The sequence below is a fragment of the Paenibacillus sp. Y660 genome (assembly GCF_057221575.1).
Window position 1 is genome coordinate 18,338 of the sequence record NZ_JBXBBJ010000019.1, and the last position, 22,970, is coordinate 41,307.

Here is a 22,970-nt window from a genome sequence, read left to right on the forward strand (position 1 = left end):
GAGTACTTGTTCCGTAAAATTAATTGGTTTTAACGCTCAGGAGGGTATCATGTTAAGCGACAAGGTGCGTATTTTTTCGGGTTCGTCTAATCCGGTATTGGCTCAGAAAATTAGTGCGGAGCTTGGTCTGACGCTAGGCGCGATTAAAATGTCCCGTTTCAAAAGCGGTGAGATTTACGTGCATTACGAAGAAACGATTCGGAATTGCGACGTTTTCCTCGTGCAATCATTCTCGCATCCGATCAACGAGCATTTTGTCGAATTGCTTGTTATGATTGATGCGGCGAAGCGTGCTTCCGCAAGAACGGTCAACATCATCATGCCGTATTACGGCTATGCGCGTCAGGAGCGCAAGGCAGCACCTCGGGAGCCGATTTCAGCGAAAATGCTGGCGGATGTGCTCACGACAGTTGGAGCGAACCGCGTTATCACAATCGACCTACATGCTCCAGCTATTCAAGGCTTCTTCAACATTCCAGTCGATCATATGACTGCGCTTGATCTAATCAGCGATTATTTGAAGTCCAAAAACATCAAGAACCCGGTTGTCGTATCGCCGGATGCAGGCCGTGCTTCAACTGCAGAGAAGCTAGCGAACTACTTGGATACATCGTTTGCGATCATGATCAAGAAACGTCCGGCACACAATGAATCGGTTATTACACACGTAATAGGGGATGTCGAAGGGCAGACTCCGATTATAATCGAGGATCTGATCGACACGGGATCTACGATTGTCAACGTTGTTGAAGGCTTGAAGGAGCGCGGTGCAGAGGATGTATACGTATGCGCTACGCACCCGTTATTCTCCGGCTCGGCCATTGAGCGTTTGGATCATCCCCATATTAAAGAGATCATTGTTACCGACTCGATCAGCTTGCCTGAATCGACGCCGGAACGATTCAAAGTGCTTTCCGTTGCGCCGCTTCTTGCAGAGGCGACTCGCATTATTTTGGAAGGCGGCTCCATCAGTACGTTGTTCAAAAACAATGGCGTTTAAGCGTTCAGCTTGATTGCTTAGCATGCGAAATGAATAGTAATGCCGCGAAAATCGCGGGTGGCGCTTCTGCCATCCGCGATTTTCCCACATTTCTTTCGTGTTTTGTTGGGTATGGCTATGGTATAATCGTAGAAAATCGGAAGTAACGGGAGGTGCCTTGACAGTGAAAGAGAAGAATCGTGTTGCCGTAGATCAACAGACGAAAGTCATACCGGTTCAATGGGACGCTACGTTTTTTTTCGAACGTGCGGTTCGGTCGCTTGATCGATTCCATTATGACAAGGCACTTAAATATTTTCGTCGCGCCGTAGAATACGAGCCGGAAAACCCGGTAAACCATTGCAATATGGCAGGCATTCTTTCTGAGCTTGGCAATTATGAAGAGTCGAATCGTATTTTAGGCTGGATTGTGGATGAGCTTGATCCAACCATGACGGAGTGCCATTTCTATATGGCGAACAATTTTGCCAATATGGAGCAATATGAAGCGGCCGAGGGCTCGCTTATTAAATATTTGGAAGAGGATTCTGAAGGGCAATTTCTTGATGAAGCGGAAGATATGATGGATCTGCTGCATTTTGAGCTGGAGCGCCCTACGCGTCTGACGAACATTAAATCGCGTGAAGGCATGGTTGAGCATGACCTGGCCCGGACCCTTCTTGAGGAAGGCAAATTCACCGAGGCTGTTCGCATATTGGAAAAAATAATCGAAGGCCAGCCGGACTTTCTAGCAGCGCGCAACAATTTGGCATTAGCCTATTACTATATGGGCATGTTCGATAAAGCGATGGATACGATTCATGAGGTGCTGGAGATCGAATCCGGCAATCTGCATGCGCTTTGCAACCTTGCTATTTTCTATCAGCATAAGAATGATGAGCAAAGCTTGCAGCCGCTTGTTGAGCTGCTTACGAAGACGGTGCCGTTTCATCAGGAGCATGTGTTTAAACTGGCAACCACTATGGGCATCTTAGGAGAGCACGGAGCTGCTCATAAGCACTTCACCAGGCTGCTGAAAGACTCGGAGCTGACTCAGGATCCTAGCCTGTATCATTATGCGGCTGTCGCCGCTTGCAATATCGGGCGATTGCAGGAAGCCGAGCGGCTGTGGAAGCAAACGATCAAGCTCGATCCGACATCGGGCATTCCACATTATTATATGGAGCAGTTGGAGCTTGTCCGCAGCGGAGAGCATACGGCGTCCATCAGCTATCACTACCATCTGCCCTTTGAGGAGCAGTTCAAGCTATGGGAGAAGTCCTCGGACGGCATTCCCGATCATCTCAAGCGCGATCCGCTTGTACGCTCGTCGTTTTTCTGGGCCTTGCGCCATGGCGACCAGCATACGAAGCTGCAGGTCATTCAAGCGCTCGGCATGATTGCCGACAGCGAAGTGAAGGATGTGCTTCAGACCTTCCTGCTGGAGCGGGATGAGGATGATTACTTAAAGCGCATAGCCATTTTCGTGCTTCGAACGATGGGCGTTCAGGAGCCCTTGCGCGTGGTGCTCGAAGGGAAAGAAACGGTCATCGAGCCGAATCGCGTACCTTCAAGACTGCCTGTATGGGAAGATAAATGGCAAGCTGTCGTCGAGACGGCACTGGGCCGCATGAGCAAGCAATATGACTTGGTTCAGCAGCATGATCTGATGACGTTGTGGGTAGAGTTCCTGTCGCGCGTGTATCCGGACGTTCCGAAGCTGACCAAGCCGGAGGGCTGGGCTGCTGCTTTGGAATATTTGACGGCAAAGATGCATCGCCGGGCAATTTCTTACCACGAGGTTTCGGTGCGCTATGGCACTTCGATTGCTACAGTCAGCAAGAACGTCAAGATGATTGACGAGGTTTGCGGCATCAAAGAGAAGATGAAATCAATTAGCAATGTATTCGCTACACAGGAAATGCAGGACGAATAAACTTTTACGAGGTGAAGGTTATGTACAAATCCATTATTATCGGTACCGGCCCTGCCGGTCTTACAGCGGCTATTTACTTGGCTCGCGCCAACATGAGCCCGCTTATTATTGAAGGTCCTGAGCCAGGCGGACAGCTGACGACAACGACAGAAGTCGAGAACTTTCCTGGTTTTCCGGAAGGCATTATGGGTCCAGAGCTTATGGAGAACATGCGCAAGCAAGCGGAGCGCTTCGGCGCTAAGTTTATTACCGGTTGGGTGAACAGCGTTGATATGTCCGAGCGTCCTTTCAAGCTTCAAGTGGAAGGTCACGGCGAGCTGGTTGGGGAGAGCATTATCATCTCTACGGGAGCATCGGCTAGATATCTGGGCATTCCAGGCGAGAAAGAAAATGTCGGACGCGGCGTTAGCACATGCGCGACTTGCGACGGTTTCTTCTTCCGCGGCAAGAAGATCATCGTTGTTGGCGGCGGCGACTCTGCGATGGAGGAAGCAAGCTTCCTTACGCGCTTTGCCACGAACGTTGAGCTCGTTAACCGCCGGGATGAGCTTCGCGCATCCAAGATCATGCAGGACCGCGCTCGCGAGAACGAGAAAATCAGCTGGAGCCTGAATCGCACGCCGGTTGAGGTTGTTGCAAGCGGCATGGGCGTTACGGGACTTAAAGTACGTGACAATGCAACAGGTGAAGAGGACGTTATTGAAACGGACGGTATTTTCATCGCAATCGGTCACACGCCGAATACGAAGTTCCTTGCCGGACAAATTGATACAGACGATCATGGCTACATTGTCGTGAAACCGGGCACATCCGAAACGAATATACCGGGCGTATTCGCATGCGGCGATGTGCAAGACAGCAAATACCGTCAAGCGATCACAGCAGCGGGAAGCGGCTGTATGGCTGCTCTGGATTGCGAAAGATTCCTTGAAGGCGCAGTTACGCATGACTGGAGCAAATCGCTTTAATGATTGGCGGACCTGCTTCATAGGATAAAGAAGGGGCTATACCAGCAGAGCGATACGCTTGACGGTATAGCCTTTTCAATAGCCGAGAGCGCTTGATTTACAAGCATTGCGCTATCTTGACCAGAGTGTGAAGGTCGCTTATAGTGTTACAGAGAAGATTAACATATTGATGAGGTGGACTAGTGATGTCTGAAAAGATTTACGTTGGAGTCGATGTCGGCGGAACTGCTATTAAGGTTGGCATTTGCAATGCGGATGGACAATTGCTTCATACGTATGAAGGTCCGACGGAAGCGAGTAAAGGAACGGACACTATCCTTCAAAATATTGCAAAATACACGCAGCAAATCGTAGTCGAATCAGATTATGATTGGGAGCAGGTTGACGGGGTAGGCGTCGGTATTGCAGGCTTCCTGGACATTCCAAACGGAATTGTGAAATTTGCGCCAAACCTGAAAATTGAAAATGTCAATTTGAAGGCTTACTTGGAGCAAGCGCTGAACAAGACAGTAAAGGTTAATAATGATGCAAATGTTGCTGCATTAGGCGAAGCTTGGGGCGGAGCGGGTAAAGGCATTGGGCACTGCGTATGCTACACGCTCGGAACAGGCGTAGGCGGCGGTATTATTATAGAGGGTAAAATCGTTGAGGGTTACATGGGCATGGCAGGCGAGCTGGGTCATATGGCCATTGTGCCTGATCTGGAAGCTATTCAATGCGGCTGCGGGAAGATGGGCTGCTTGGAATCCGTTTCCTCGGCAACGGGCATTATCCGTATGGCGAAAGATGCTGTAGAACGCGGCGATCGCACATCGCTCTCGCAGGTAGAGGATATTATGGCGAAGGACGTTCTTGATGCAGCAAAAGCTGGAGACGAAGTAGCGAAACGTATCGTTAATCGCGCAGCTTATTATTTGGGCAAATCGATGGCGATGATCGCGATCGTGCTTAATCCGCAATATTTCATTATTGGCGGCGGCGTATCGAAAGCGGGAGATTTCCTGTTCGATCAAATTCGCGAAGTATTTGAAAAGTATACGCAAGATCAAGCTAAAGAGAACGTGAAAATCGTTGCGGCAACGCTTGGCAACAACGCTGGTGTCGTTGGTGCAGCAGGTCTTATTCTAAGAGGCTAGTATCCTTACGAAGTAGGTTTGCATTCGCAAACCTTAAGTATATCCTTACGAAGTGACTTTGCATTCGCAAAGTCTAAGTATATCCTTACGAAGTGACTTTGCATTCGCAAAGTCTAAGTATATCCTTACGAAGTGACTTTGCATTCGCAAAGTCTAAGTATATCCTTACGAAGTGACTTTGCATTCGCAAAGTCTTTAGGAGGTTTATTCATGGAAACGACAGCAACAGTAGCGAAGCTTGTCATAATAACCGGGATGTCTGGCGCGGGCAAGACCATTGCTGTTCAAAGCCTGGAAGATCTCGGTTTCTTCTGCGTAGATAATTTGCCGCCTGTTCTTATACCTAAATTCGCAGAGCTGATAGAGCAGTCGAACGGTAAAATCGGAAACGTTGCGCTTGTAATTGATTTGCGCGGACGAGAATTTTTTACGGCGCTGTCCGAATCGCTAGCTTACATCAAAGAGCATTATACGATTAGCTGCGAAATATTATTTTTGGATGCAACCGATGCTGTGCTTGTTCAGCGCTACAAAGAAAGCCGTCGTCGCCATCCGCTTGCCCCTGACGGAATGCCGCTTGAAGGCATTCGCAATGAACGCCGCCTGCTTGAGGACTTGAAGGGCTGGGCGTCACAAGTTATCGATACGAGTATTTTAAAACCGGCTCACTTGAAGGAACGGATTATTTCCCACTTCACGAATTTGGAGCAAAACAGCCTGTCGATAAACGTAACCTCCTTCGGTTTCAAATACGGCATTCCGATTGATGCTGACCTCATTTACGACGTTCGCTTTTTGCCTAATCCGCATTATATCGAGCATCTGCGCCCGAATACCGGTCAAAATCCCGATGTTTACGATTACGTCATGAAATGGCCCGAAACTCAGCAGTTTCTTACAAAGCTGCTAGACATGCTGCAGTTCCTTATTCCGCTGTATCGCAAAGAAGGGAAAAGTCAGGTTGTTATCGGCATTGGCTGTACGGGTGGAAAGCATCGTTCCGTTGCTATTGCTGAATATCTGGGACGCATGCTCGGCAGCAGTGATACGGAACGTGTGCGTGTCAGCCATCGCGATGCCGAACGTGACAAGCATTGACGGGGTGAGAGAATGCAGAGTAGACACAAAATTTTGAGACGTCCGAAGATCGTCGTAATTGGCGGCGGTACCGGACTCTCTGTCATGCTGCGAGGGCTGAAGGAAAAGCCGCTCGATATTACGGCTATCGTGACGGTAGCCGACGATGGAGGCAGCTCGGGTATTTTGCGCAATGAGCTGCAGATCCCTCCTCCTGGCGATATTCGAAACGTGCTTATGGCACTGGCTGATGCGGAACCTTTGCTCACCGAGGTGCTGCAGTATCGTTTCAAAACGGTGCCAGGGCTTGCGGGACATAGTCTCGGCAACCTCATGCTTGCAGCGATGACCGATATTTCAGGTGACTTCGTCACTGGCATTCGCGAGCTAAGCCGTGTCCTTGCCGTTCGAGGAAGAGTGCTCCCAGCAGCGGGCCGATCGATTGTGCTTAAAGCGGAAATGGCCGATGGTTCCTTTGTTACCGGGGAATCGATGATTCCGAAGGCGGGCAAGGTAATCAAGCGGGTGTTTCTGGAGCCTGCCGATGTGGAGCCGCTGCAAGAAGCAGTTGAGGCGATTGAGCAGGCTGACGCTATTTTGATCGGGCCTGGCAGCTTGTATACAAGTATCATTCCCAATTTGCTCGTTCCAAAGCTTGCGAATGCGATTGTAGAATCAGAGGCAGTTAAGCTATTTGTTTGCAATGTGATGACTCAGCCCGGCGAGACGGATAATTACTCGGTTGGCGATCATTTGGATGCGATTCATGCTCATATCGGTCATCATTTATTTGATTATGTCATTGTGAATGACGGCGAAATTCCGCCGCAAATCGAAAGCAAGTATGCAGAGATGGGCGCGAAAGCCGTTTATTTGGATCTAGATGCGGTTACGCAAAAGGGTTATGAGGTCATTGCGGATAAACTTGTTTTATTCCGTACTTTTTTAAGGCATGATGCTGAACGTTTAAGCCATCATATATATAAGCTGGTAGAGAATTGGATGTTACGAAAGAGGTGATACACAATGTCGTTTGCGGCACAAACAAAGAAAGAGCTGACATTGATTGAAGCGGACAGCTGTTGTGAGAGAGCGGAGCTATCCGCGCTCATACGGATGAATGGTTCGGTTAGCGTATCTAGCCGCAAAGTCGTTTTGGACATCTCAACGGAAAATGCCGCGATCGCCAGAAGAATTTATTCCCTGCTCAAAAAACATTATGAGCTGCATGTTGAGCTGCTCGTCCGCAAGAAGATGAGGCTCAAAAAAAATAATGTATATATTGTCCGTATTCCAGCAGGCGTACAGGAATTATTGAGCGAGCTCAAAATTGTATCCGAAGGCTTTATGTTCAATCTTGGCATCGACAAGGAAATCATTCGCAAGCCATGCTGCAAGCGTTCCTATTTGCGCGGCGCGTTCCTTGCGGGAGGTTCCGTTAACAACCCGGAGGGCTCCTCTTATCATTTGGAGATATCGTCGATGTACCAGGAGCATTGCGAGGCGCTCGTTGACCTTGCGAACAAATTTGATCTAAACGCTAGATGCATTGAACGTAAAAAGGGTTTTATCTTCTACATCAAAGAGGGCGAGAAAATAATCGAGCTTCTCAATATTATTGGCGCGCATCAAGCCTTATTCAAGTTTGAGGATGTCCGAATCATGCGTGATATGCGAAATTCGGTAAACCGAATCGTCAATTGCGAGACAGCCAATCTGAACAAAACGATTGGAGCAGCTGTTCGTCAGATCGAGAACATCAAGCTGCTGCAGCGTGAGGTTGGCCTCGATAGCCTCCCTGATAAGTTGAAGGAGGTAGCCGAAATCAGGCTGCTGCATCCGGATATGAATCTGACAGAGGTTGGCGAAATGCTTAGTGGAAAGGTCAGCAAGTCAGGCGTGAATCACCGTTTACGCAAAATTGACGAACTTGCGGAAAAAATCCGTGGGGTCTGAGCTTTTATCCTAGTGCATGAGCTGGTATAATGATATAATAATTCAAAAGACTTAATTTAAAAAAGATAAGGAAGCCAAGCTATACTTATCTTTGATCGGAAACGAGCTTTTGCAGCCAGAAGACGGCAAATTAGAGCCGTTAACGCTTTTGCCGCATGCTAATGATTGAGTAAAATATAGGGGGTATGGTTTCCATGACAAGGCTTCCGGTTGTTGTTCGTCTTAAGACGGGACTTCATGCAAGACCTGCAGCATTATTCGTACAAGAAGCGAACAAATTTTCCTCCGAAGTATTTGTAGAGAAAGACGACAAAAAAGTGAATGCGAAATCCATAATGGGAATTATGAGCTTAGCAATCAGCTCTGGCACTGAAGTATCCATTAGTGCAGAGGGTTCGGACGCAGAACAGGCTGTAAACGCTTTAGTCGCTTTGGTAAGCAAAGAAGAGTTGGAGAATCAGTAAGAAAAAGGGAGAAGTCACGCAGGTTCGATCAGAGCTTGCGGCGACAGCTCTTTTTTTTTGTATACAGGGTACAAAAAAGTCATACATGAAATGCAAACAGTAAAAAGAGCAGGTCCGGAGATTCCTCCGACCTGCTCTTTTTGCTTATCCGCTAACTTAACAATTAGGCCAGCTTCTCGATTACTTTATCGACCAAGCCGTACTCTTTGGCTTCAGTTGCGCTCATGAAGTAGTCGCGGTCCGTATCCTTCTCGATACGCTCCAGCGACTGTCCGCTGCGTTCTGCCAAGATGCCGTTCAGCTTGTCGCGCATGCCGATGATGCGTTTCGCACGAATGGCAATATCGCTTGCTTGGCCTTCTGCGCCGCCAAGCGGCTGGTGAATCATTACTTCGCTGTTCGGAAGCGCGTAACGTTTGCCGATCGCGCCTGCAGTAAGCAAGAAAGCACCCATGGATGCGGCCATGCCAACGCAAATGGTGGACACGTCCGGTTTAATGTACTGCATCGTATCGTAGATAGCCATGCCTGCCGTAATCGAGCCGCCCGGGCTGTTAATATAAAGAGAAATGTCCTTCTCTGGGTCGTCTGCTGCCAGGAAAAGCAATTGAGCGATGATGGAGTTGGCCACCACGTCATTTACACCTGATCCTAGAAAAATAATGCGGTCTTTCAATAGGCGAGAGTAAATGTCATACGCACGCTCACCTCGATTGTTTTGCTCAATAACCATAGGAACGAAATTCATATCCAACGTAAGCCCCCTCCTCAAAAACAATGAATGGTTAAATCGTATTCTCATAATAACGGATGAATAGTCAAAAGTCAAAGATAGTCAAACAATTCTATCCATCCAATAAAAAAACCGTTCCTGCGTATAGGAACGGTTAGTCTGTATCATTATAGGTGTTGCAAGCCTGAACGGCTGATTAGTTGTAATGGCGCGCCCGCAAGGAATCGAACCTAGATCTCAGCCTTCGGAGGGCTGCGTCATATCCATTGGACCACGGGCGCATATGGTTAAAATAGTCGCAAAAATGATTATATGATATTAAAGATGTTAAAGCAAGGGGCGTTCAAAAATTAAATTTGTGAAAAATGTGACGGTAACCGTTTTCAATAGGAAATCGGCTATTGCTACTATCACCAATTTCCGATAAACTAAGGGTGGGACTTGAAATGATACCGCGGGACATAATGAGTCCAATGCATTTGAACCGAATACGCTAGAGGCCGATGGAGTGAAGGATGAGAGATGCGTCAGATCGTTGAACTGCAGCAGCAGCTTGTGCCTGATCTGCTCGACGTCATGAAGAAACGGTATTCGATCCTGCATCAGGTGATGCTGTCGGATTTAATCGGACGTCGCACATTGGCGTCAACATTATCGATGACGGAGCGCATGCTTCGTGCGGAGACCGATTTTCTGAAATCGCAGGGACTGCTCGAGATTCATTCGGGGGGCATGCGAATTAGCGATTCAGGCAAGCTTTTATTAGAACAGCTTGAGCCTTTCTACAAGACGATGTTCGGACTATCCGAGCTCGAGGAAACGATCCGCAATCATTATGGATTGTCGCAGGTCGTCATTGTAGCCGGCGATTCCGAGACGTCTGCTCAGACGAAGCGAGAGCTTGGCCGTGCAGGAAGTCAGGTGCTTAACAAGGTTATGCAGCCACATGACGTGGTCGCGGTAACAGGCGGAACGACGATCGCACAGGTAGCAAATCAATTGGTAAGCTCCTCGCAGCTCAAAACGAACTGGTTTGTACCAGCTAGAGGCGGCCTTGGAGAGAGCTTGGACTATCAGGCCAATACGATTGCATCTATGATGGCGAAACGTACAGGAGCGCAATACAGGCTTCTACACGTACCTGATCATTTGGGCGAGGAAGCGTTCGCGTCTATCATGCAGGAGCCTAACATTAAGGAAATCGTGGATGTCATCCGCAGTGCTCGCATCGTTGTACATGGAATCGGAGATGCTATGGTCATGGCAAGGCGCAGGCGGCTTGACCGCGAGATTATCGATGCTATGGAAGCTGAAGAAGTGCTTGCAGAGTCGTTCGGATTCTATTTTGACCGCAAGGGCGCTGTCGTGCACAAAATGCAGACGGTGGGGTTACGGCTTGAGGATATTGTGAACACTGAGGTTGTTATTGGCGTAGCCGGCGGCAAGAGCAAAGGCGAGGCTATAGCGGCGATTATGCGCTTCGGACACAATGACGTACTCGTAACAGATGAAGCGGCAGCAATGGAAATAGTAGCCTTAATCGAGCAAGAGAAGGATTAAGCAGCAAAGAAGCTATTGGAATCATGATGATTTGCAAGGTGCTATACTCGCAAACCAGCAAACCAGCAAAACATCTTGAAATATATTTATTAATCTTTTAAAAATGCTTAGGAGGAAACAAAAATGGTTAAAGTTGGTATTAATGGTTTTGGTCGCATCGGCCGTAACGTATTCCGCGCAGCACTGAACAATCCTGATGTTCAAATCGTAGCAGTAAACGATCTTACGGATACTGCAACACTAGCACATCTTCTGAAATATGACACAACACACGGTCAACTTGACGGTACTGTTGAAGCAAAAGAAGGCGCGCTTATCGTTAATGGACGCGAAATCAAAGTTTTCGCAGAGCGCAACCCTGCAGATCTTCCTTGGGGATCCGTTGGCGTTGAGATCGTAGTTGAATCAACTGGTATTTTCACAGCTAAAGAAAAAGCTGAGCTTCACTTGCAAGGCGGCGCTAAAAAAGTTATCATTTCCGCTCCGGCAACGAACGAAGATATTACAGTAGTTATCGGCGTTAACGAAGATAAATACGACCCTGCGGCACACACCATTGTTTCCAACGCTTCATGTACAACTAACTGTCTTGCTCCTTTCGCAAAAGTATTGAACGACAAATTCGGAATCGTCAAAGGTATGATGACAACTATTCACTCATACACAAATGACCAATCCGTTCTAGACGTTCCTCATAAAGACCTGCGCCGCGCTCGTGCAGCTGCAGAAAACATCATTCCTTCTTCAACTGGCGCAGCGAAAGCTGTTTCACTAGTTCTTCCAGAGCTTAAAGGTAAATTGAACGGTATGGCTATGCGTGTTCCTACGCCTAACGTTTCCGTAACTGACCTTGTTGCTGAGCTTAAAGTTAACGTAACGGTTGAAGAAGTTAACGCTGCATTCAAAGAAGCTTCAGAAGGCGCTCTTAAAGGCATCATGAACTACAACGAATTGCCGCTTGTATCAAGCGACTACAACACGGATCCTGCTTCTTCCACAATCGATGGTCTTTCGACTATGGTTGTTGAAGGCAACATGGTTAAAGTTATTTCTTGGTACGACAACGAGTGGGGCTACTCGAACCGCGTAGTTGATCTTGCTGCTTATATTGCAAGCAAAGGTCTGTAAGCAAAGAAGGCGGACGGACCTCGGCTTTCGCGCATGCGGAGCACAAGGTCTTTGATTTGCGGCTTCTAGGAGTCGTGAATCATGGGGGCGTTTCTTCTTTGAAGGAACGCCCTTCTTTTTTTTGTGGTCCTCTATTTATACCTTTCCATAAACACATTCTCGGGAGGTTTCATTGATGAACAAGAAAAGTGTACGTGATGTAGCAGAGCTAGCTGGTAAACGGGTATTTGTTCGCGTTGATTTTAACGTGCCGCTAGAGGATGGCAAGATAACGGATGACAAACGGATTCGCGAGACGCTTCCTACAATTAACTACCTGATCGAAAAAGGCGCTAAAGTCATTCTTGCAAGCCACCTTGGCCGTCCGAATGGTCAAGTAGTAGAAGAGCTTCGCCACACGGCTTCCGCAGTACGCTTGTCTGAGCTGCTTGGCAAGCAAGTAACGAAAGCAAATGAAGCAATCGGTGAAGCGGTAGAAGCTCAAGTTGCTGCACTCAATAACGGAGATGTGCTTTTGCTTGAAAACGTACGTTTCTACGAGGGCGAAGAGAAGAACGATCCGGAACTGGCAAAAGCATTCGCTAAGCTTGCTGACCTATTCGTAAACGACGCTTTTGGCGCTGCTCACCGCGCTCACGCTTCAACTGAGGGCATTGCGCATGTTCTTCCGGCTGTATCTGGTCTGCTTATGGAAAGAGAGCTTGAAGTACTAGGCAAAGCGCTGAACAACCCTGAGCGTCCTTTCACGGCTATCGTTGGCGGTTCCAAAGTAAAAGACAAAATCGCGGTTATCGACAAAATGCTTGAAATTGCAGACAATGTAATCATCGGCGGCGGCTTGTCTTATACATTCTTCAAAGCACAAGGCCATGAAATCGGCAAATCGCTCGTTGACAACAGCAAGCTTGATTTGGCGCTTGAGTTCATAGAAAAAGCGAAGAAGCTCGGCAAAAACTTCTTGATCCCGGTTGATATCGTAGTTACTGACGATTTCAGCGCAACAGCTAACACGCAAATCGTTGACGTTGACAGCATTCCTGCTGATTGGGAAGGCATCGACATCGGACCGAAAACACGCGAGCTTTATGCGGATGTCATCAAAAACTCCAAATTGGTCGTATGGAACGGACCTATGGGCGTATTTGAAATCGAGCCATTCTCCCACGGTACTCTAGCGGTTGCTCGCGCATGCGCAGAAACAACTGGCTATACGGTTATCGGCGGCGGCGATTCTGCTGCAGCAGCTGAGAAGTTTGGTCTTGCTGACCAAATGGATTTCATCTCGACAGGCGGCGGCGCTTCCCTAGAGTTTATGGAAGGCAAAGTGCTTCCAGGCGTTGTAGCTCTTAACGATAAATAATAGCTTTATCCCTATACATGAAATGAGGAGGATTACGCATGAGCACTAGAACACCAATTATTGCTGGTAACTGGAAAATGTTCAAAACGGTATCCGAGGCTGTTACATTTTTCTCCGAAATTAAAGGCAAGGCTGAGGTAGACGGCGTAGAGAGCGTTATTTGCGCGCCATACACAACGCTTCCGGCACTTGTTGAAGCTGCAAAAGGAACTTCGATCGCGATTGGAGCTCAAAACGTTCACTTCGAGGACAACGGCGCATTCACAGGTGAAATCAGCGGCGTTATGCTGAAGGATCTTGGCGTAAAATACGTGATTATCGGCCACTCCGAGCGTCGCGCTTATTTTGCAGAGTCGGATGAGATCGTGAACAAGAAAGTCCATGCTTCATTCAAAAACGGCCTTCTGCCAATCGTCTGCGTAGGCGAGAAGCTTGAAGAGCGCGAAGCAGGACAAACGAAGGACGTATGCAAAGTGCAAACGGAAGCGGCTTTCCAAGGCGTATCCGCAGCACAAGCAGCTGAAGTTGTAATCGCATATGAGCCAATCTGGGCAATCGGAACAGGCAAATCGTCAACTTCCGAGGATGCACAGGACGTTATCGGTTATATCCGCGGCGTGGTTGCAGATCTTTATGATCAAGCTACAGCTGACGCGGTTCGCATTCAATACGGCGGCAGCGTTAAACCTAACAATGTGGCTGAGTACTTGGGTCAAAAGGATATCGACGGCGCGCTTGTCGGAGGCGCTAGCCTAGAGCCAGCATCGTACATCGCACTGGTCGAGGGGGCCAAGTAAGATGTCTGCTCCGAAACCTGTAGCGCTTATTATTCTTGATGGCTTCGGTTTGCGCGATGATGTGACAGGCAATGCGGTCGCACAAGCAAAGAAACCGAACTATGACCGTTACTGGTCAACTTATCCGCATACGACACTGACGGCATCTGGCGAAGCAGTTGGCTTGCCGGAAGGTCAAATGGGCAACTCTGAGGTTGGCCATCTGAACATCGGTGCAGGCCGCATCGTGTATCAGGATTTGACTCGTATCAGCAAGTCGATTCGCGACGGTGAGTTTTACGAGAATGAAACGATTCTTGGCGCCGTACGTCATGTGAAAACAAATAGCAAGAAGCTTCACCTGTATGGCCTTCTGTCGGACGGCGGCGTACACAGCCACATTGAGCACTTGTTCGCTTTGCTTGATCTAGCGAAGAAGGAAGAGCTTGAGGAAGTATACATTCATGCTTTCCTAGACGGTCGCGACGTGTCTCCGGACAGTGCGAAGGGTTACCTAGAGCGTCTGCAGGCGAAAATCGAAGAGGTTGGCGTAGGCCGCATCGCAACGGTCCAAGGCCGTTACTATGCGATGGACCGCGACAAGCGCTGGGAGCGTACGGAGAAATCCTACCGCGCCATGGTGTACGGCGAAGGCCCTCAATATTTCGATCCGATTCAAGCGGTAGTTGAATCCTACGAGAAATCGGTTTATGATGAATTCGTTATGCCAACGGTTATCGTAGACGGGGAAAACAAGCCAGTTGGTCTTGTTGAATCCGAGGACGCTGTTATTTTCTTCAACTTCCGTCCTGACCGTGCGATTCAATTGTCGCAAGTGTTTACGAATGAGGACTTCCGCGGTTTTGACCGCGGCGAGAACCATCCGGTTAATCTGTATTTCGTCTGCTTGACGCTATTCAGTGAAACCGTTGGCGGTTTCGTAGCGTATTCACCGAAGAACCTTGACAATACGCTTGGCGAAGTGCTCGTGCAAAACAACAAGACACAGCTGCGTACTGCAGAAACCGAAAAGTATCCGCATGTAACGTTTTTCTTCAGCGGCGGACGCGATCATGAGCTTCCTGGCGAAACTCGCGTGCTTATCAATTCCCCTAAGGTCGCAACGTACGACCTGAAGCCGGAAATGAGCGCGTATGAGCTTGCCGAGTCGACCGTTCGCGAGATTGAATCAGACAAGCATGATGCAATCATTCTAAACTTCGCTAACCCGGATATGGTTGGCCACTCCGGCATGCTGGAGCCAACGATCAAAGCGGTTGAAGCGACGGATGAATGCCTTGGCAAAGTCGTTGAAGCGGTGCTCGCCAAAGGCGGCGTTTGCATCATCACGGCTGACCACGGCAATGCAGACATGGTATTCGACGAGAATGGTCGTCCGTTTACGGCACATACGACGAATCCGGTTCCGCTTATCGTAACGAAAGCAGGAGAAACGCTTCGCGAAGGCGGCATTCTTGCCGATATCGCGCCGACGCTTCTTGATTTGCTTGAGCTGGCTAAGCCGATTGAAATGACTGGCGTTACTCTAATTAACAAATAAAAAATATTAAAGGAGTGTTTTCTCTCATGTCAATTATCGTTGATGTATACGCACGCGAAGTACTGGATTCCCGCGGGAATCCAACTGTTGAAGTAGAAGTTTCCCTTGAGTCCGGCGGCAAAGGCCGTGCAATCGTTCCATCCGGCGCTTCCACTGGCGCTTACGAGGCTGTTGAGCTTCGTGACGGCGACAAATCCCGTTACCTTGGTAAAGGCGTTTTGAAGGCTGTAGAAAATGTTAACACTGAAATCGCTCCTGAAATCATTGGCCTAGATGCTCTTGATCAAGTAGCTATCGACCGTAAAATGATCGAGCTTGACGGTACGCCAAACAAAGCTAAGCTTGGCGCTAACGCGATCCTAGCTGTATCGATGGCAGTAGCTCGCGCAGCTGCTGACGCGCTTGATGTGCCTCTTTACACTTACCTTGGCGGATTCAACGCTAAGACGCTTCCAGTTCCAATGATGAACATCATCAACGGCGGCGAGCACGCTGACAACAACATCGACGTTCAAGAATTCATGGTTCTTCCTGTTGGTGCTGAAAACTTCAAAGAAGCGCTTCGTATCGGTGCTGAAATCTTCCACAACCTTAAAGCAGTATTGCACGATAAAGGCCTTAACACAGCTGTTGGCGACGAAGGCGGCTTCGCTCCTAACCTTGGTTCCAACGAAGAAGCAATCACAACAATCATCTCCGCTATTGAGCGCGCAGGCTACAAGCCAGGCGTTGACGTATTCCTTGGTATGGACGTTGCTTCGACTGAGTTCTTCAAAGACGGCAAATACGTGCTTGCAGGCGAAGGCAAATCGTTCACACCTGCTGAGTTCGTTGACCTTCTTGCTTCATGGGCTGACAAATACCCAATCCTTACAATCGAAGACGGCTGCTCCGAAGACGATTGGGATGGTTGGAAATTGCTTACTGAGAAGCTTGGCGGCAAAGTACAACTCGTTGGTGACGATCTGTTCGTAACGAACACAGAGCGTCTTTCCGATGGTATCGACAAAGGCGTAGGCAACTCGATCCTGGTTAAAGTTAACCAAATCGGTACGCTTACTGAAACGTTTGACGCAATCGAAATGGCTAAGCGCGCTGGTTACACAGCTGTTATCTCTCACCGTTCAGGCGAGAGCGAAGACAGCACAATTGCTGACATCGCAGTAGCTACAAACGCTGGTCAAATCAAAACAGGCGCACCGTCCCGTACGGACCGCGTTGCAAAATACAACCAATTGCTTCGCATCGAAGACCAACTTGGTTCAACTGCTCAATACGCAGGCAAACAAGCATTCTACAACTTGAAAAACTTCAAATAAGACGCTAGTTAGCGGCTTATCGAGAAGGGTGTGTCCCATTAGGGCACGCCCTTCTTTTTTTTATGGGGAATAGATCGCAGCCAATCGCCTCACATTAACAGAAAGCAAAGCATTAAGCGATTAGGCGGTGGCAAGCGTGGCGAAACCGGTAATAGGCATTTCGATGTACTCGCTTAGAGATCAGTCCGAGATTGATTTCTTGGGGACGCTTGAAAAAGTGGCGGAGCTCGGTTATAAGGCAGTGGAGTTTGTTGGCTATTTCAAAACACCGGCAATTGAGCTGAAGAGCAAGCTGGACGAGCTTGGTCTTATCGCTAGCTCCGCGCATGTGCCTCTTAATTATAGCGATTCCAAGCAAATGGAATCTGATTTTGCAGGGCAGATCGAATATGCGAAGGAGATTGGCATCCCATATATCATTACACCGTGGGCACCTCTTCCGGAGAAGCCGTCGATGGATGATGTGCTGCATTTGGTCGATATTTTCACGAAATGCGGCAAGCAGGTAAAGGCATCGGGCATGCAGTATGTTTTCCATACGCATGATGCTGAGTTTAAGCTGGTTGATAAAATGCCGATTATCGATCATATACTGGCACGGGTATCACCTGACCTTATGAAGGTGCAATTTGATTTGGGGTGGATGTATTTGGCTGGCTATAAGCCGGCTGATTATCTAAAGAAATATAAAGGCCGCGTCCCCTTGGTGCACATGAAGGATTTCTTAAAAGGTCGCAAGGATGCGGAGATTGGCAAGGGTGAGGTTGGCTTCGATCGGCTTATGGAAGAATTGGAGCCAGCGGGAGTAGCATATCTGATCGTGGAGCAAGAGCAGTTTAACGTGAGCTCTCTGAAGAGCGCAGGAAACAATTATCAATATCTAAAGTCGTTCGGATTTGCATAATTAATGGTATTTGCAGGTTGTCCTATTGTAAAAAGCGCCTAGCTATGGTACACTCAGACTACGTGTTTTTACGGAGCTCCTATGCTGGAGGTGGAATAAATGGAAATCTTATTGAAGATCGTGCTCGTTATATTTTCTGTCGGCCTGATTGCGGTTGTTTTGTTGCAAAAAGGTAAGAGTGCAGGCTTGTCCGGAGCAATTACGGGCGGCGCTGAGCACCTGTTCGGCAAACAGAAAGCGCGCGGTTTGGATTTGTTCTTGCAGCGTTTAACAGTTGTTTTAGCAATCGGCTTCTTCATATTGGCGCTTGTTGTCTCTTACTTCGTAAAACAATAATCAATACACAAGCAGAAAGCGAGGATAATCCTCGCTTTTTTTGTATTTTCATCATATTCGCGGATGCGCGACTGACATTTCGTGTATACTACATGGTATATGATAATCTATCAACCTGTTGCAAAAGACAATCGTGTTCAGTCGCAGGTTTATGAGGAGAAAAAACAATAATGACCATCTACGAGCAGCAACTGCTTGATTTTATGAGAGAAACGGCTTATAAGCCGATGACATACCAAGAGCTGGAAAAGCATTTTGGTATCGAAGATGCAGCGGAGTTCAAGGAATTCCTTAAGCTGCTGAATAAGCTGGAGGACGAGAGCAAGATCATTCGTACGCCCAATGATCATTACGGCGTGCCGGAACGAATGAATCTGCTTCGCGGCAAGCTGCAATCCCATGCGAAGGGCTTCGGCTTCCTGATTCCGGATGAGAAGGAGCATGGCGACGTCTATTTGCATGCCAATGATCTGAAGAGCGCGATGAATGGCGATATTATTCTCGTTCGTGTCACTTCCAGAAGCGAGCATGGCGGGCGCATGGAGGGCGAGGTCGTCCGAATTGTAGAGCGCGCCGTTACGCAAATCGTCGGAACGTTCGAGGACCATGAGGTATATGCCTTCGTCGTGCCGGATGATAAACGGATTAACCGGGATATTTTTATACCAAAGGGTGGCTACCAAGGGGCTGTATCTGGGCAGAAGGTCGTCGTAAAAATTGTTTCGTATCCAGAAGGCCGCAATGCTGCTGAAGGTGAAATTGTCGAAATTTTGGGACATAAGAATGATCCTGGTGTCGACATCCTGTCGATTATTCGCAAGCATCAGCTGCCAGAGGGCTTCCAGGATGAAGTAATGGCTGAGGCTGAAGCTGCGCCCGACTCAATAACGGACGAAGAAATTGTGCAGCAGGGCAGACGTGACCTTCGGGGCGAGGTTATCGTAACGATTGACGGCGAGGATGCGAAGGATCTTGATGATGCGGTGCATGTGAAGCGTCTGGAGAACGGCAACTATTTGCTTGGTGTACATATCGCAGATGTCGGGTATTACGTAAAAGAAAATTCACAGCTTGACCAAGAAGCATACAGGAGAGGCTGCAGCGTTTATTTGGTTGACCGCGTTATTCCGATGCTGCCGCATCGTTTGTCGAATGGCATATGCTCGCTCAATCCGCAGGTTGATCGTCTAACGCTTTCTTGCGAGATGGAATTTGATGCGGATACGTTAAAGCGTGTACGCCATGATGTGTTTACGAGTGTGATCCGTACGAAAGAGCGGATGACGTATACGAATGTGAAGAAGCTTTTGACGGCAACGGAAGAGGAGCCGCAAACGGAGCTTAAAGAGCGGTATGCAGATCTGCTCGGCATGTTTGGACTCATGGAAGATCTCGCCATGCGTTTGCGAGGCAAGCGAATGAAGCGAGGCGCAATCGACTTTGATTTTCAGGAATCGAAGGTTATCGTCGACGAGAACGGCAAGGCCATTGACATCATAAAACGTGAGCGTTCGGTGGCGGAGCAAATTATCGAGGAATTTATGCTTGTAGCGAACGAGACGGTTGCCGAGCATTTTCACTGGCTGCGCGTTCCTTTCCTTTACCGTATTCACGAGGACCCGAATCAGGAGAAGCTGCTTAATTTCGTACAGTTCGCGGCAAACTTTGGCTATACGGTGAAGGGCAAGGGCAATGCGATTCATCCAAAGGCGCTTCAGACGCTGCTTGAGGAAATCCGCGGCACGAAGGAAGCAACTGTTATATCGACCGTTATGCTTCGTTCGATGAAGCAGGCTAAATACGATGCAGAGAGCTTAGGGCATTTCGGCCTAGCGGCTGAATTCTATTCGCACTTTACGTCGCCGATCCGTCGTTATCCCGATTTAGTTATCCACCGCGTGATCCGCGAGGTGCTGGATGGCAGAGGACAGCTTACGGAAGCTCGTCACGAGGCTTTAACTGCGCGTATGCCGGAAATCGCTACGCATTCATCGGAGCGCGAGCGAGTGGCGGTAGATGCGGAGCGCGATACGGAACAGCTGAAAAAATGCGAATTTATGCTTGATAAGGTCGGCGAGGAGTTCGAGGGCATTATTAGCAGCGTAACGAGCTTCGGGATGTTCATCGAGCTGGAGAATTCGGTCGAAGGACTCATTCGCTTGAGCGATATGTCTGATGACTATTACAACTTCCATGAGCAGCATATGATCTTAGTCGGCGAGCGTACGTCTAAAGTGTACCGAATCGGCGATGAAGTGAAGATTCGTGTAACGCGCGTCAGCATGACAGAGCATACGATCGACTTTGAGCTTGTTGATATGATGCCGCGCAGCGGCTTTAAGGGTGTACCTGGAGCTGGTTTTGGCGGCGGTGATCGCGGCGGCAAGAGGCGCGGAGGCTCTGGCGACCGTGGCGACTCTCGCGGCGATCGGGGCAAAGGCGGCAGAGGCGGAGCAGCCGCTGGAGGCCGCGGCGGAAAAGGCGAGCGTGCAGCTGGTGCAGCTGGAGGTCGCGGAGGAAAGGACGAGCGTACAGCTGGTGCAGGAGGCAAAGACCGTGGCGGGAATAGCCAAGGAGCGCCAGGCGAAGGAAATCGCGGCGGCAAGGGCCGTGGCGGGAATAGCCAAGGAGCAGCAGGCGAGGGAAATCGCGGAGGCAAGGGCCGTGGCGGGAATAGCCAAGGAGCGCCAGGCGAAGGAAATCGCGGAGGCAAAGACCATGGCGGGAATAGCCAAGGAGCAGCAGGCGAAGGAAATCGCGGAGGCAAGGGCCGAGGCGGCAAAAACGGCGGCGGCCGCGGTGGATTTGGCGGCGGCGTGGACCGCAGCGTAGTTGGTATTGTAGAGCAATCGAACCCTTGGAGGCTCGATGCACCTGACAGCGGGCGCGGCGGAAGCAAGCGGCGCGGCCGGGGCGGCGCAGGCGAAGCCGGAGATGGCGCGAACGACGGCGGGCATTCGTCGGCGGAGCGTGGGCCGGGGCAAGAGGCGAATATGTCGCCGGGCCAAGGCAGTGAGCAGCCGCGCGGAAGCGGACGCGGTGCGCGCACGGATATGTGGGGCTTGCCCATCCGCGGAGGCGGCGGGCAAGGCGGCAATGGCCGTGGAGGAGCCGAGAAGCGGCGGAGCGAGGATGGTGGCGCGAGGCGGAAGAATGCGGCGCCGAGCGGTGTGTTTAATGGCGGCGAGCGGAAAGCGGGAACACCGAGCATGGAAGGCAGTGAAGGCGGCGGCCAAGGCAAGAGCAAGCGGAAGAAGAAAAGCGGAGACGGGAATTCTACAGCAGCTTTTGTACGCAAAAATCGTAAATAAATAGGGGGTCGGCGACTTCCGTTCTATGGCATAATTGGAAGTCGCCGAGTTCTGGATGATATGGGAAAAGATATTTAAGCTCGTCACTTGCTTTTTAATTCTGGGTATAGTACACTCAAATCAATCGATAATATGAACCTGAATTCACATATTGAAAAGGGTGTCATTATAGTCATGAAACCCTTTCCAATGTGTGAATTTTTTGTTTAAAGACAAACCAGGCGCATATTAATATTATTTTTTTGGAGGTTTTTACACATGCAACAAGGTACAGTTAAATGGTTTAACGCAGAAAAAGGTTTCGGCTTTATCGAAGTTGAAGGCGGCAACGATGTATTCGTACACTTCTCCGCAATCACTGGCGAAGGCTTCAAAACTCTTGAAGAAGGACAACGCGTAGAATTTAACGTTGTTCAAGGCAACCGTGGACCACAAGCAGAAAACGTTGTAAAGCTGTAGTAGCTTACGAACGTTGATAAAACCGCCTTTGACCTTATGGGTTGAAGGCGGTTTTTTTGTGTTTCAATGGGTGTGTTCCATTATTTAGTAATAGCATGTCCTTAATTTGCTTGATTAATCAGTTCATTTGAATAACTGTTTGCTGTTTGAGCTTTTTCCAAGTAAGAATACTTTCGATCCTGATAAATACAGCCTATAGAAAGGCTCGCCGCCACCGCCTTGATTTCCACTGCAGAAGTTGTTACAATGAACACCAGTGTATCTTCTACAATATTTTAGCTTAACAAAGTCGAGGTGACTAGCATGGGTAAGAAAAGTGACGGCAAGCAGCTCGCCCAGAACAAGAAGGCTTCCCATGACTATTTCATTGAGGAAACGTTCGAAGCAGGCATGGTGCTGATGGGTACTGAAATTAAATCGCTGCGTAACGGTCGAGCGAACATAAGCGATGCGTTTGCGACGATTCGCAACGGAGAAATATTCATACACAACATGCATATCAGCCCGTTCGAGCAAGGGAACATTCATAATCCTACTGATCCAACGCGTGCTCGCAAGCTGTTGATGCATAAGGCTCAGATTCATAAGTTGTTTGGCTTGTCCAAGCAAGAAGGTTATGCAATTGTGCCTCTGAAGATATATGTGCGCAATGGATATGCGAAGCTGTTGATCGGACTCGGTAAAGGTAAGAAGCAATACGATAAGCGGGATACGGCAGCTAAGCGTGATGCTCAGCGCGATATCCAGCGTGTCCTTCGCGAGAAGCAGAAGGTTGCACGTTAAGCTGTTTGATTGCCATGGAAGATAGCAACCAATGCTGCCAGTAACATTTGTGCACGAGTGCTGTCCATTCGTGGTATACTAAAGCAGTAGCAAAGGCAACACAAACAAAGCAAGTGCAATCGTGCTAGACAATCGGTACAGCCTGACAGATGATCAATCTGACGGATGCTGCGCCTTAATCCTAAAGCTTCAATTGAGCTAAACGTTAGTGCAGAGCGTCACTC

General features: G+C 48.9%; 20 protein-coding genes and 1 tRNA gene. 19 read left to right on the plus strand and 2 right to left on the minus strand.

What is annotated here, in order from left to right; genetic code table 11:
• The first annotated feature begins 49 nt into the window (after positions 1-49).
• The 8 genes from AC2TDN_RS19235 to AC2TDN_RS19270 all read left to right on the plus strand — a co-directional run bounded on the left by AC2TDN_RS19235 (position 50) and on the right by AC2TDN_RS19270 (position 8,516).
• Positions 50-1,000 (plus strand): ribose-phosphate diphosphokinase, encoded by a 951-nt coding sequence (locus tag AC2TDN_RS19235; protein WP_484689796.1) that lies wholly within the window; start codon positions 50-52, stop codon positions 998-1,000.
• Between the two features lie 163 nt (positions 1,001-1,163).
• Positions 1,164-2,915, plus strand: coding sequence for a tetratricopeptide repeat protein (locus AC2TDN_RS19240; protein ID WP_484689798.1), 1,752 nt, complete (start codon positions 1,164-1,166; stop codon positions 2,913-2,915).
• A 20-nt stretch (positions 2,916-2,935) separates the two neighbouring features.
• Complete coding sequence (gene trxB / locus AC2TDN_RS19245) at positions 2,936-3,883, plus strand: thioredoxin-disulfide reductase (protein WP_484689800.1); 948 nt, start codon at positions 2,936-2,938, stop codon at positions 3,881-3,883.
• A gap of 185 nt (positions 3,884-4,068) precedes the next feature.
• Positions 4,069-5,019, plus strand: coding sequence for an ROK family glucokinase (locus tag AC2TDN_RS19250; protein ID WP_482067989.1), 951 nt, complete (start codon positions 4,069-4,071; stop codon positions 5,017-5,019).
• A 210-nt stretch (positions 5,020-5,229) separates the two neighbouring features.
• Positions 5,230-6,117 (plus strand): RNase adapter RapZ, encoded by an 888-nt coding sequence (gene rapZ, locus AC2TDN_RS19255; RefSeq protein ID WP_482067988.1) that lies wholly within the window; start codon positions 5,230-5,232, stop codon positions 6,115-6,117.
• A 12-nt stretch (positions 6,118-6,129) separates the two neighbouring features.
• Positions 6,130-7,116, plus strand: a complete 987-nt coding sequence (locus AC2TDN_RS19260; RefSeq protein ID WP_482067987.1) for a gluconeogenesis factor YvcK family protein — start codon at positions 6,130-6,132, stop codon at positions 7,114-7,116.
• 6 nt (positions 7,117-7,122) lie between these two features.
• Entirely contained in the window at positions 7,123-8,052 is a 930-nt protein-coding gene (gene whiA / locus AC2TDN_RS19265; protein WP_482067986.1) for a DNA-binding protein WhiA, read from the plus strand.
• Between the two features lie 194 nt (positions 8,053-8,246).
• Positions 8,247-8,516: an HPr family phosphocarrier protein gene (locus AC2TDN_RS19270; RefSeq protein WP_028609180.1), complete on the plus strand. Its 270-nt coding sequence runs from the start codon at positions 8,247-8,249 to the stop codon at positions 8,514-8,516.
• A 163-nt stretch (positions 8,517-8,679) separates the two neighbouring features.
• Here AC2TDN_RS19270 and clpP read toward each other — a convergent pair whose 3' ends face one another.
• Positions 8,680-9,264, minus strand: a complete 585-nt coding sequence (gene clpP / locus AC2TDN_RS19275) for an ATP-dependent Clp endopeptidase proteolytic subunit ClpP (RefSeq protein WP_482068015.1) — start codon at positions 9,262-9,264, stop codon at positions 8,680-8,682.
• Between the two features lie 191 nt (positions 9,265-9,455).
• A tRNA-Arg gene (locus tag AC2TDN_RS19280) sits at positions 9,456-9,530 on the minus strand.
• A 241-nt stretch (positions 9,531-9,771) separates the two neighbouring features.
• On the opposite strand from AC2TDN_RS19280, the gene AC2TDN_RS19285 reads away from it, so the two are divergent.
• The 11 genes from AC2TDN_RS19285 (at position 9,772) to smpB (ending at position 22,746) form a co-directional block, all read left to right on the plus strand.
• Positions 9,772-10,809: a sugar-binding transcriptional regulator gene (locus AC2TDN_RS19285; protein WP_484689804.1), complete on the plus strand. Its 1,038-nt coding sequence runs from the start codon at positions 9,772-9,774 to the stop codon at positions 10,807-10,809.
• Between the two features lie 123 nt (positions 10,810-10,932).
• The gene (gap, locus tag AC2TDN_RS19290) at positions 10,933-11,937 is read left to right on the plus strand and encodes a type I glyceraldehyde-3-phosphate dehydrogenase (protein WP_053373234.1); all 1,005 of its coding nucleotides are present in this window, start codon (positions 10,933-10,935) and stop codon (positions 11,935-11,937) included.
• Between the two features lie 175 nt (positions 11,938-12,112).
• Positions 12,113-13,297 carry a phosphoglycerate kinase gene (locus tag AC2TDN_RS19295; protein WP_482067984.1) on the plus strand — a complete coding sequence of 395 codons (1,185 nt, stop codon included), beginning with the start codon at positions 12,113-12,115 and terminating at the stop codon, positions 13,295-13,297.
• Between the two features lie 38 nt (positions 13,298-13,335).
• On the plus strand, positions 13,336-14,094 hold the full coding sequence (gene tpiA, locus AC2TDN_RS19300; RefSeq protein ID WP_053373232.1) for a triose-phosphate isomerase: 759 nt from the start codon (positions 13,336-13,338) through the stop codon (positions 14,092-14,094).
• A gap of 1 nt (position 14,095) precedes the next feature.
• Positions 14,096-15,634 carry a 2,3-bisphosphoglycerate-independent phosphoglycerate mutase gene (gene gpmI / locus AC2TDN_RS19305; RefSeq protein ID WP_484689807.1) on the plus strand — a complete coding sequence of 513 codons (1,539 nt, stop codon included), beginning with the start codon at positions 14,096-14,098 and terminating at the stop codon, positions 15,632-15,634.
• A gap of 26 nt (positions 15,635-15,660) precedes the next feature.
• Positions 15,661-16,953, plus strand: a complete 1,293-nt coding sequence (gene eno / locus AC2TDN_RS19310) for a phosphopyruvate hydratase (protein ID WP_482067981.1) — start codon at positions 15,661-15,663, stop codon at positions 16,951-16,953.
• A gap of 136 nt (positions 16,954-17,089) precedes the next feature.
• A complete protein-coding gene (locus tag AC2TDN_RS19315) occupies positions 17,090-17,857 on the plus strand; it encodes a sugar phosphate isomerase/epimerase family protein (RefSeq protein WP_484689809.1) in 768 nt (255 codons plus the stop codon).
• A 99-nt stretch (positions 17,858-17,956) separates the two neighbouring features.
• Positions 17,957-18,193 (plus strand): preprotein translocase subunit SecG, encoded by a 237-nt coding sequence (gene secG / locus AC2TDN_RS19320; protein WP_169091086.1) that lies wholly within the window; start codon positions 17,957-17,959, stop codon positions 18,191-18,193.
• Positions 18,194-18,363: 170 nt separating this feature from the next.
• A complete protein-coding gene (gene rnr / locus AC2TDN_RS19325; RefSeq protein ID WP_484689812.1) occupies positions 18,364-21,504 on the plus strand; it encodes a ribonuclease R in 3,141 nt (1,046 codons plus the stop codon).
• Positions 21,505-21,762: 258 nt separating this feature from the next.
• Positions 21,763-21,963 carry a cold-shock protein gene (locus AC2TDN_RS19330; protein ID WP_028609190.1) on the plus strand — a complete coding sequence of 67 codons (201 nt, stop codon included), beginning with the start codon at positions 21,763-21,765 and terminating at the stop codon, positions 21,961-21,963.
• Positions 21,964-22,266: 303 nt separating this feature from the next.
• Positions 22,267-22,746: an SsrA-binding protein SmpB gene (gene smpB / locus AC2TDN_RS19335; RefSeq protein ID WP_484689814.1), complete on the plus strand. Its 480-nt coding sequence runs from the start codon at positions 22,267-22,269 to the stop codon at positions 22,744-22,746.
• Positions 22,747-22,970: the final 224 nt, after the last annotated feature.

What these genes read in the sequence shown, in the direction of transcription:
- AC2TDN_RS19235 (WP_484689796.1), top strand. Translation starts at nt 50, where the DNA reads ATGTTAAGCGACAAGGTGCGTATTTTTTCGGGTTCGTCTAATCCGGTA.
- trxB (WP_484689800.1), top strand. Translation starts at nt 2,936, where the DNA reads ATGTACAAATCCATTATTATCGGTACCGGCCCTGCCGGTCTTACAGCG.
- AC2TDN_RS19250 (WP_482067989.1), top strand. Translation starts at nt 4,069, where the DNA reads ATGTCTGAAAAGATTTACGTTGGAGTCGATGTCGGCGGAACTGCTATT.
- rapZ (WP_482067988.1), top strand. Translation starts at nt 5,230, where the DNA reads ATGGAAACGACAGCAACAGTAGCGAAGCTTGTCATAATAACCGGGATG.
- AC2TDN_RS19260 (WP_482067987.1), top strand. Translation starts at nt 6,130, where the DNA reads ATGCAGAGTAGACACAAAATTTTGAGACGTCCGAAGATCGTCGTAATT.
- whiA (WP_482067986.1), top strand. Translation starts at nt 7,123, where the DNA reads ATGTCGTTTGCGGCACAAACAAAGAAAGAGCTGACATTGATTGAAGCG.
- AC2TDN_RS19270 (WP_028609180.1), top strand. Translation starts at nt 8,247, where the DNA reads ATGACAAGGCTTCCGGTTGTTGTTCGTCTTAAGACGGGACTTCATGCA.
- clpP (WP_482068015.1), bottom strand. Translation starts at nt 9,264, where the DNA reads ATGAATTTCGTTCCTATGGTTATTGAGCAAAACAATCGAGGTGAGCGT.
- AC2TDN_RS19285 (WP_484689804.1), top strand. Translation starts at nt 9,772, where the DNA reads ATGCGTCAGATCGTTGAACTGCAGCAGCAGCTTGTGCCTGATCTGCTC.
- gap (WP_053373234.1), top strand. Translation starts at nt 10,933, where the DNA reads ATGGTTAAAGTTGGTATTAATGGTTTTGGTCGCATCGGCCGTAACGTA.
- AC2TDN_RS19295 (WP_482067984.1), top strand. Translation starts at nt 12,113, where the DNA reads ATGAACAAGAAAAGTGTACGTGATGTAGCAGAGCTAGCTGGTAAACGG.
- tpiA (WP_053373232.1), top strand. Translation starts at nt 13,336, where the DNA reads ATGAGCACTAGAACACCAATTATTGCTGGTAACTGGAAAATGTTCAAA.
- gpmI (WP_484689807.1), top strand. Translation starts at nt 14,096, where the DNA reads ATGTCTGCTCCGAAACCTGTAGCGCTTATTATTCTTGATGGCTTCGGT.
- eno (WP_482067981.1), top strand. Translation starts at nt 15,661, where the DNA reads ATGTCAATTATCGTTGATGTATACGCACGCGAAGTACTGGATTCCCGC.
- secG (WP_169091086.1), top strand. Translation starts at nt 17,957, where the DNA reads ATGGAAATCTTATTGAAGATCGTGCTCGTTATATTTTCTGTCGGCCTG.
- rnr (WP_484689812.1), top strand. Translation starts at nt 18,364, where the DNA reads ATGACCATCTACGAGCAGCAACTGCTTGATTTTATGAGAGAAACGGCT.
- AC2TDN_RS19330 (WP_028609190.1), top strand. Translation starts at nt 21,763, where the DNA reads ATGCAACAAGGTACAGTTAAATGGTTTAACGCAGAAAAAGGTTTCGGC.
- smpB (WP_484689814.1), top strand. Translation starts at nt 22,267, where the DNA reads ATGGGTAAGAAAAGTGACGGCAAGCAGCTCGCCCAGAACAAGAAGGCT.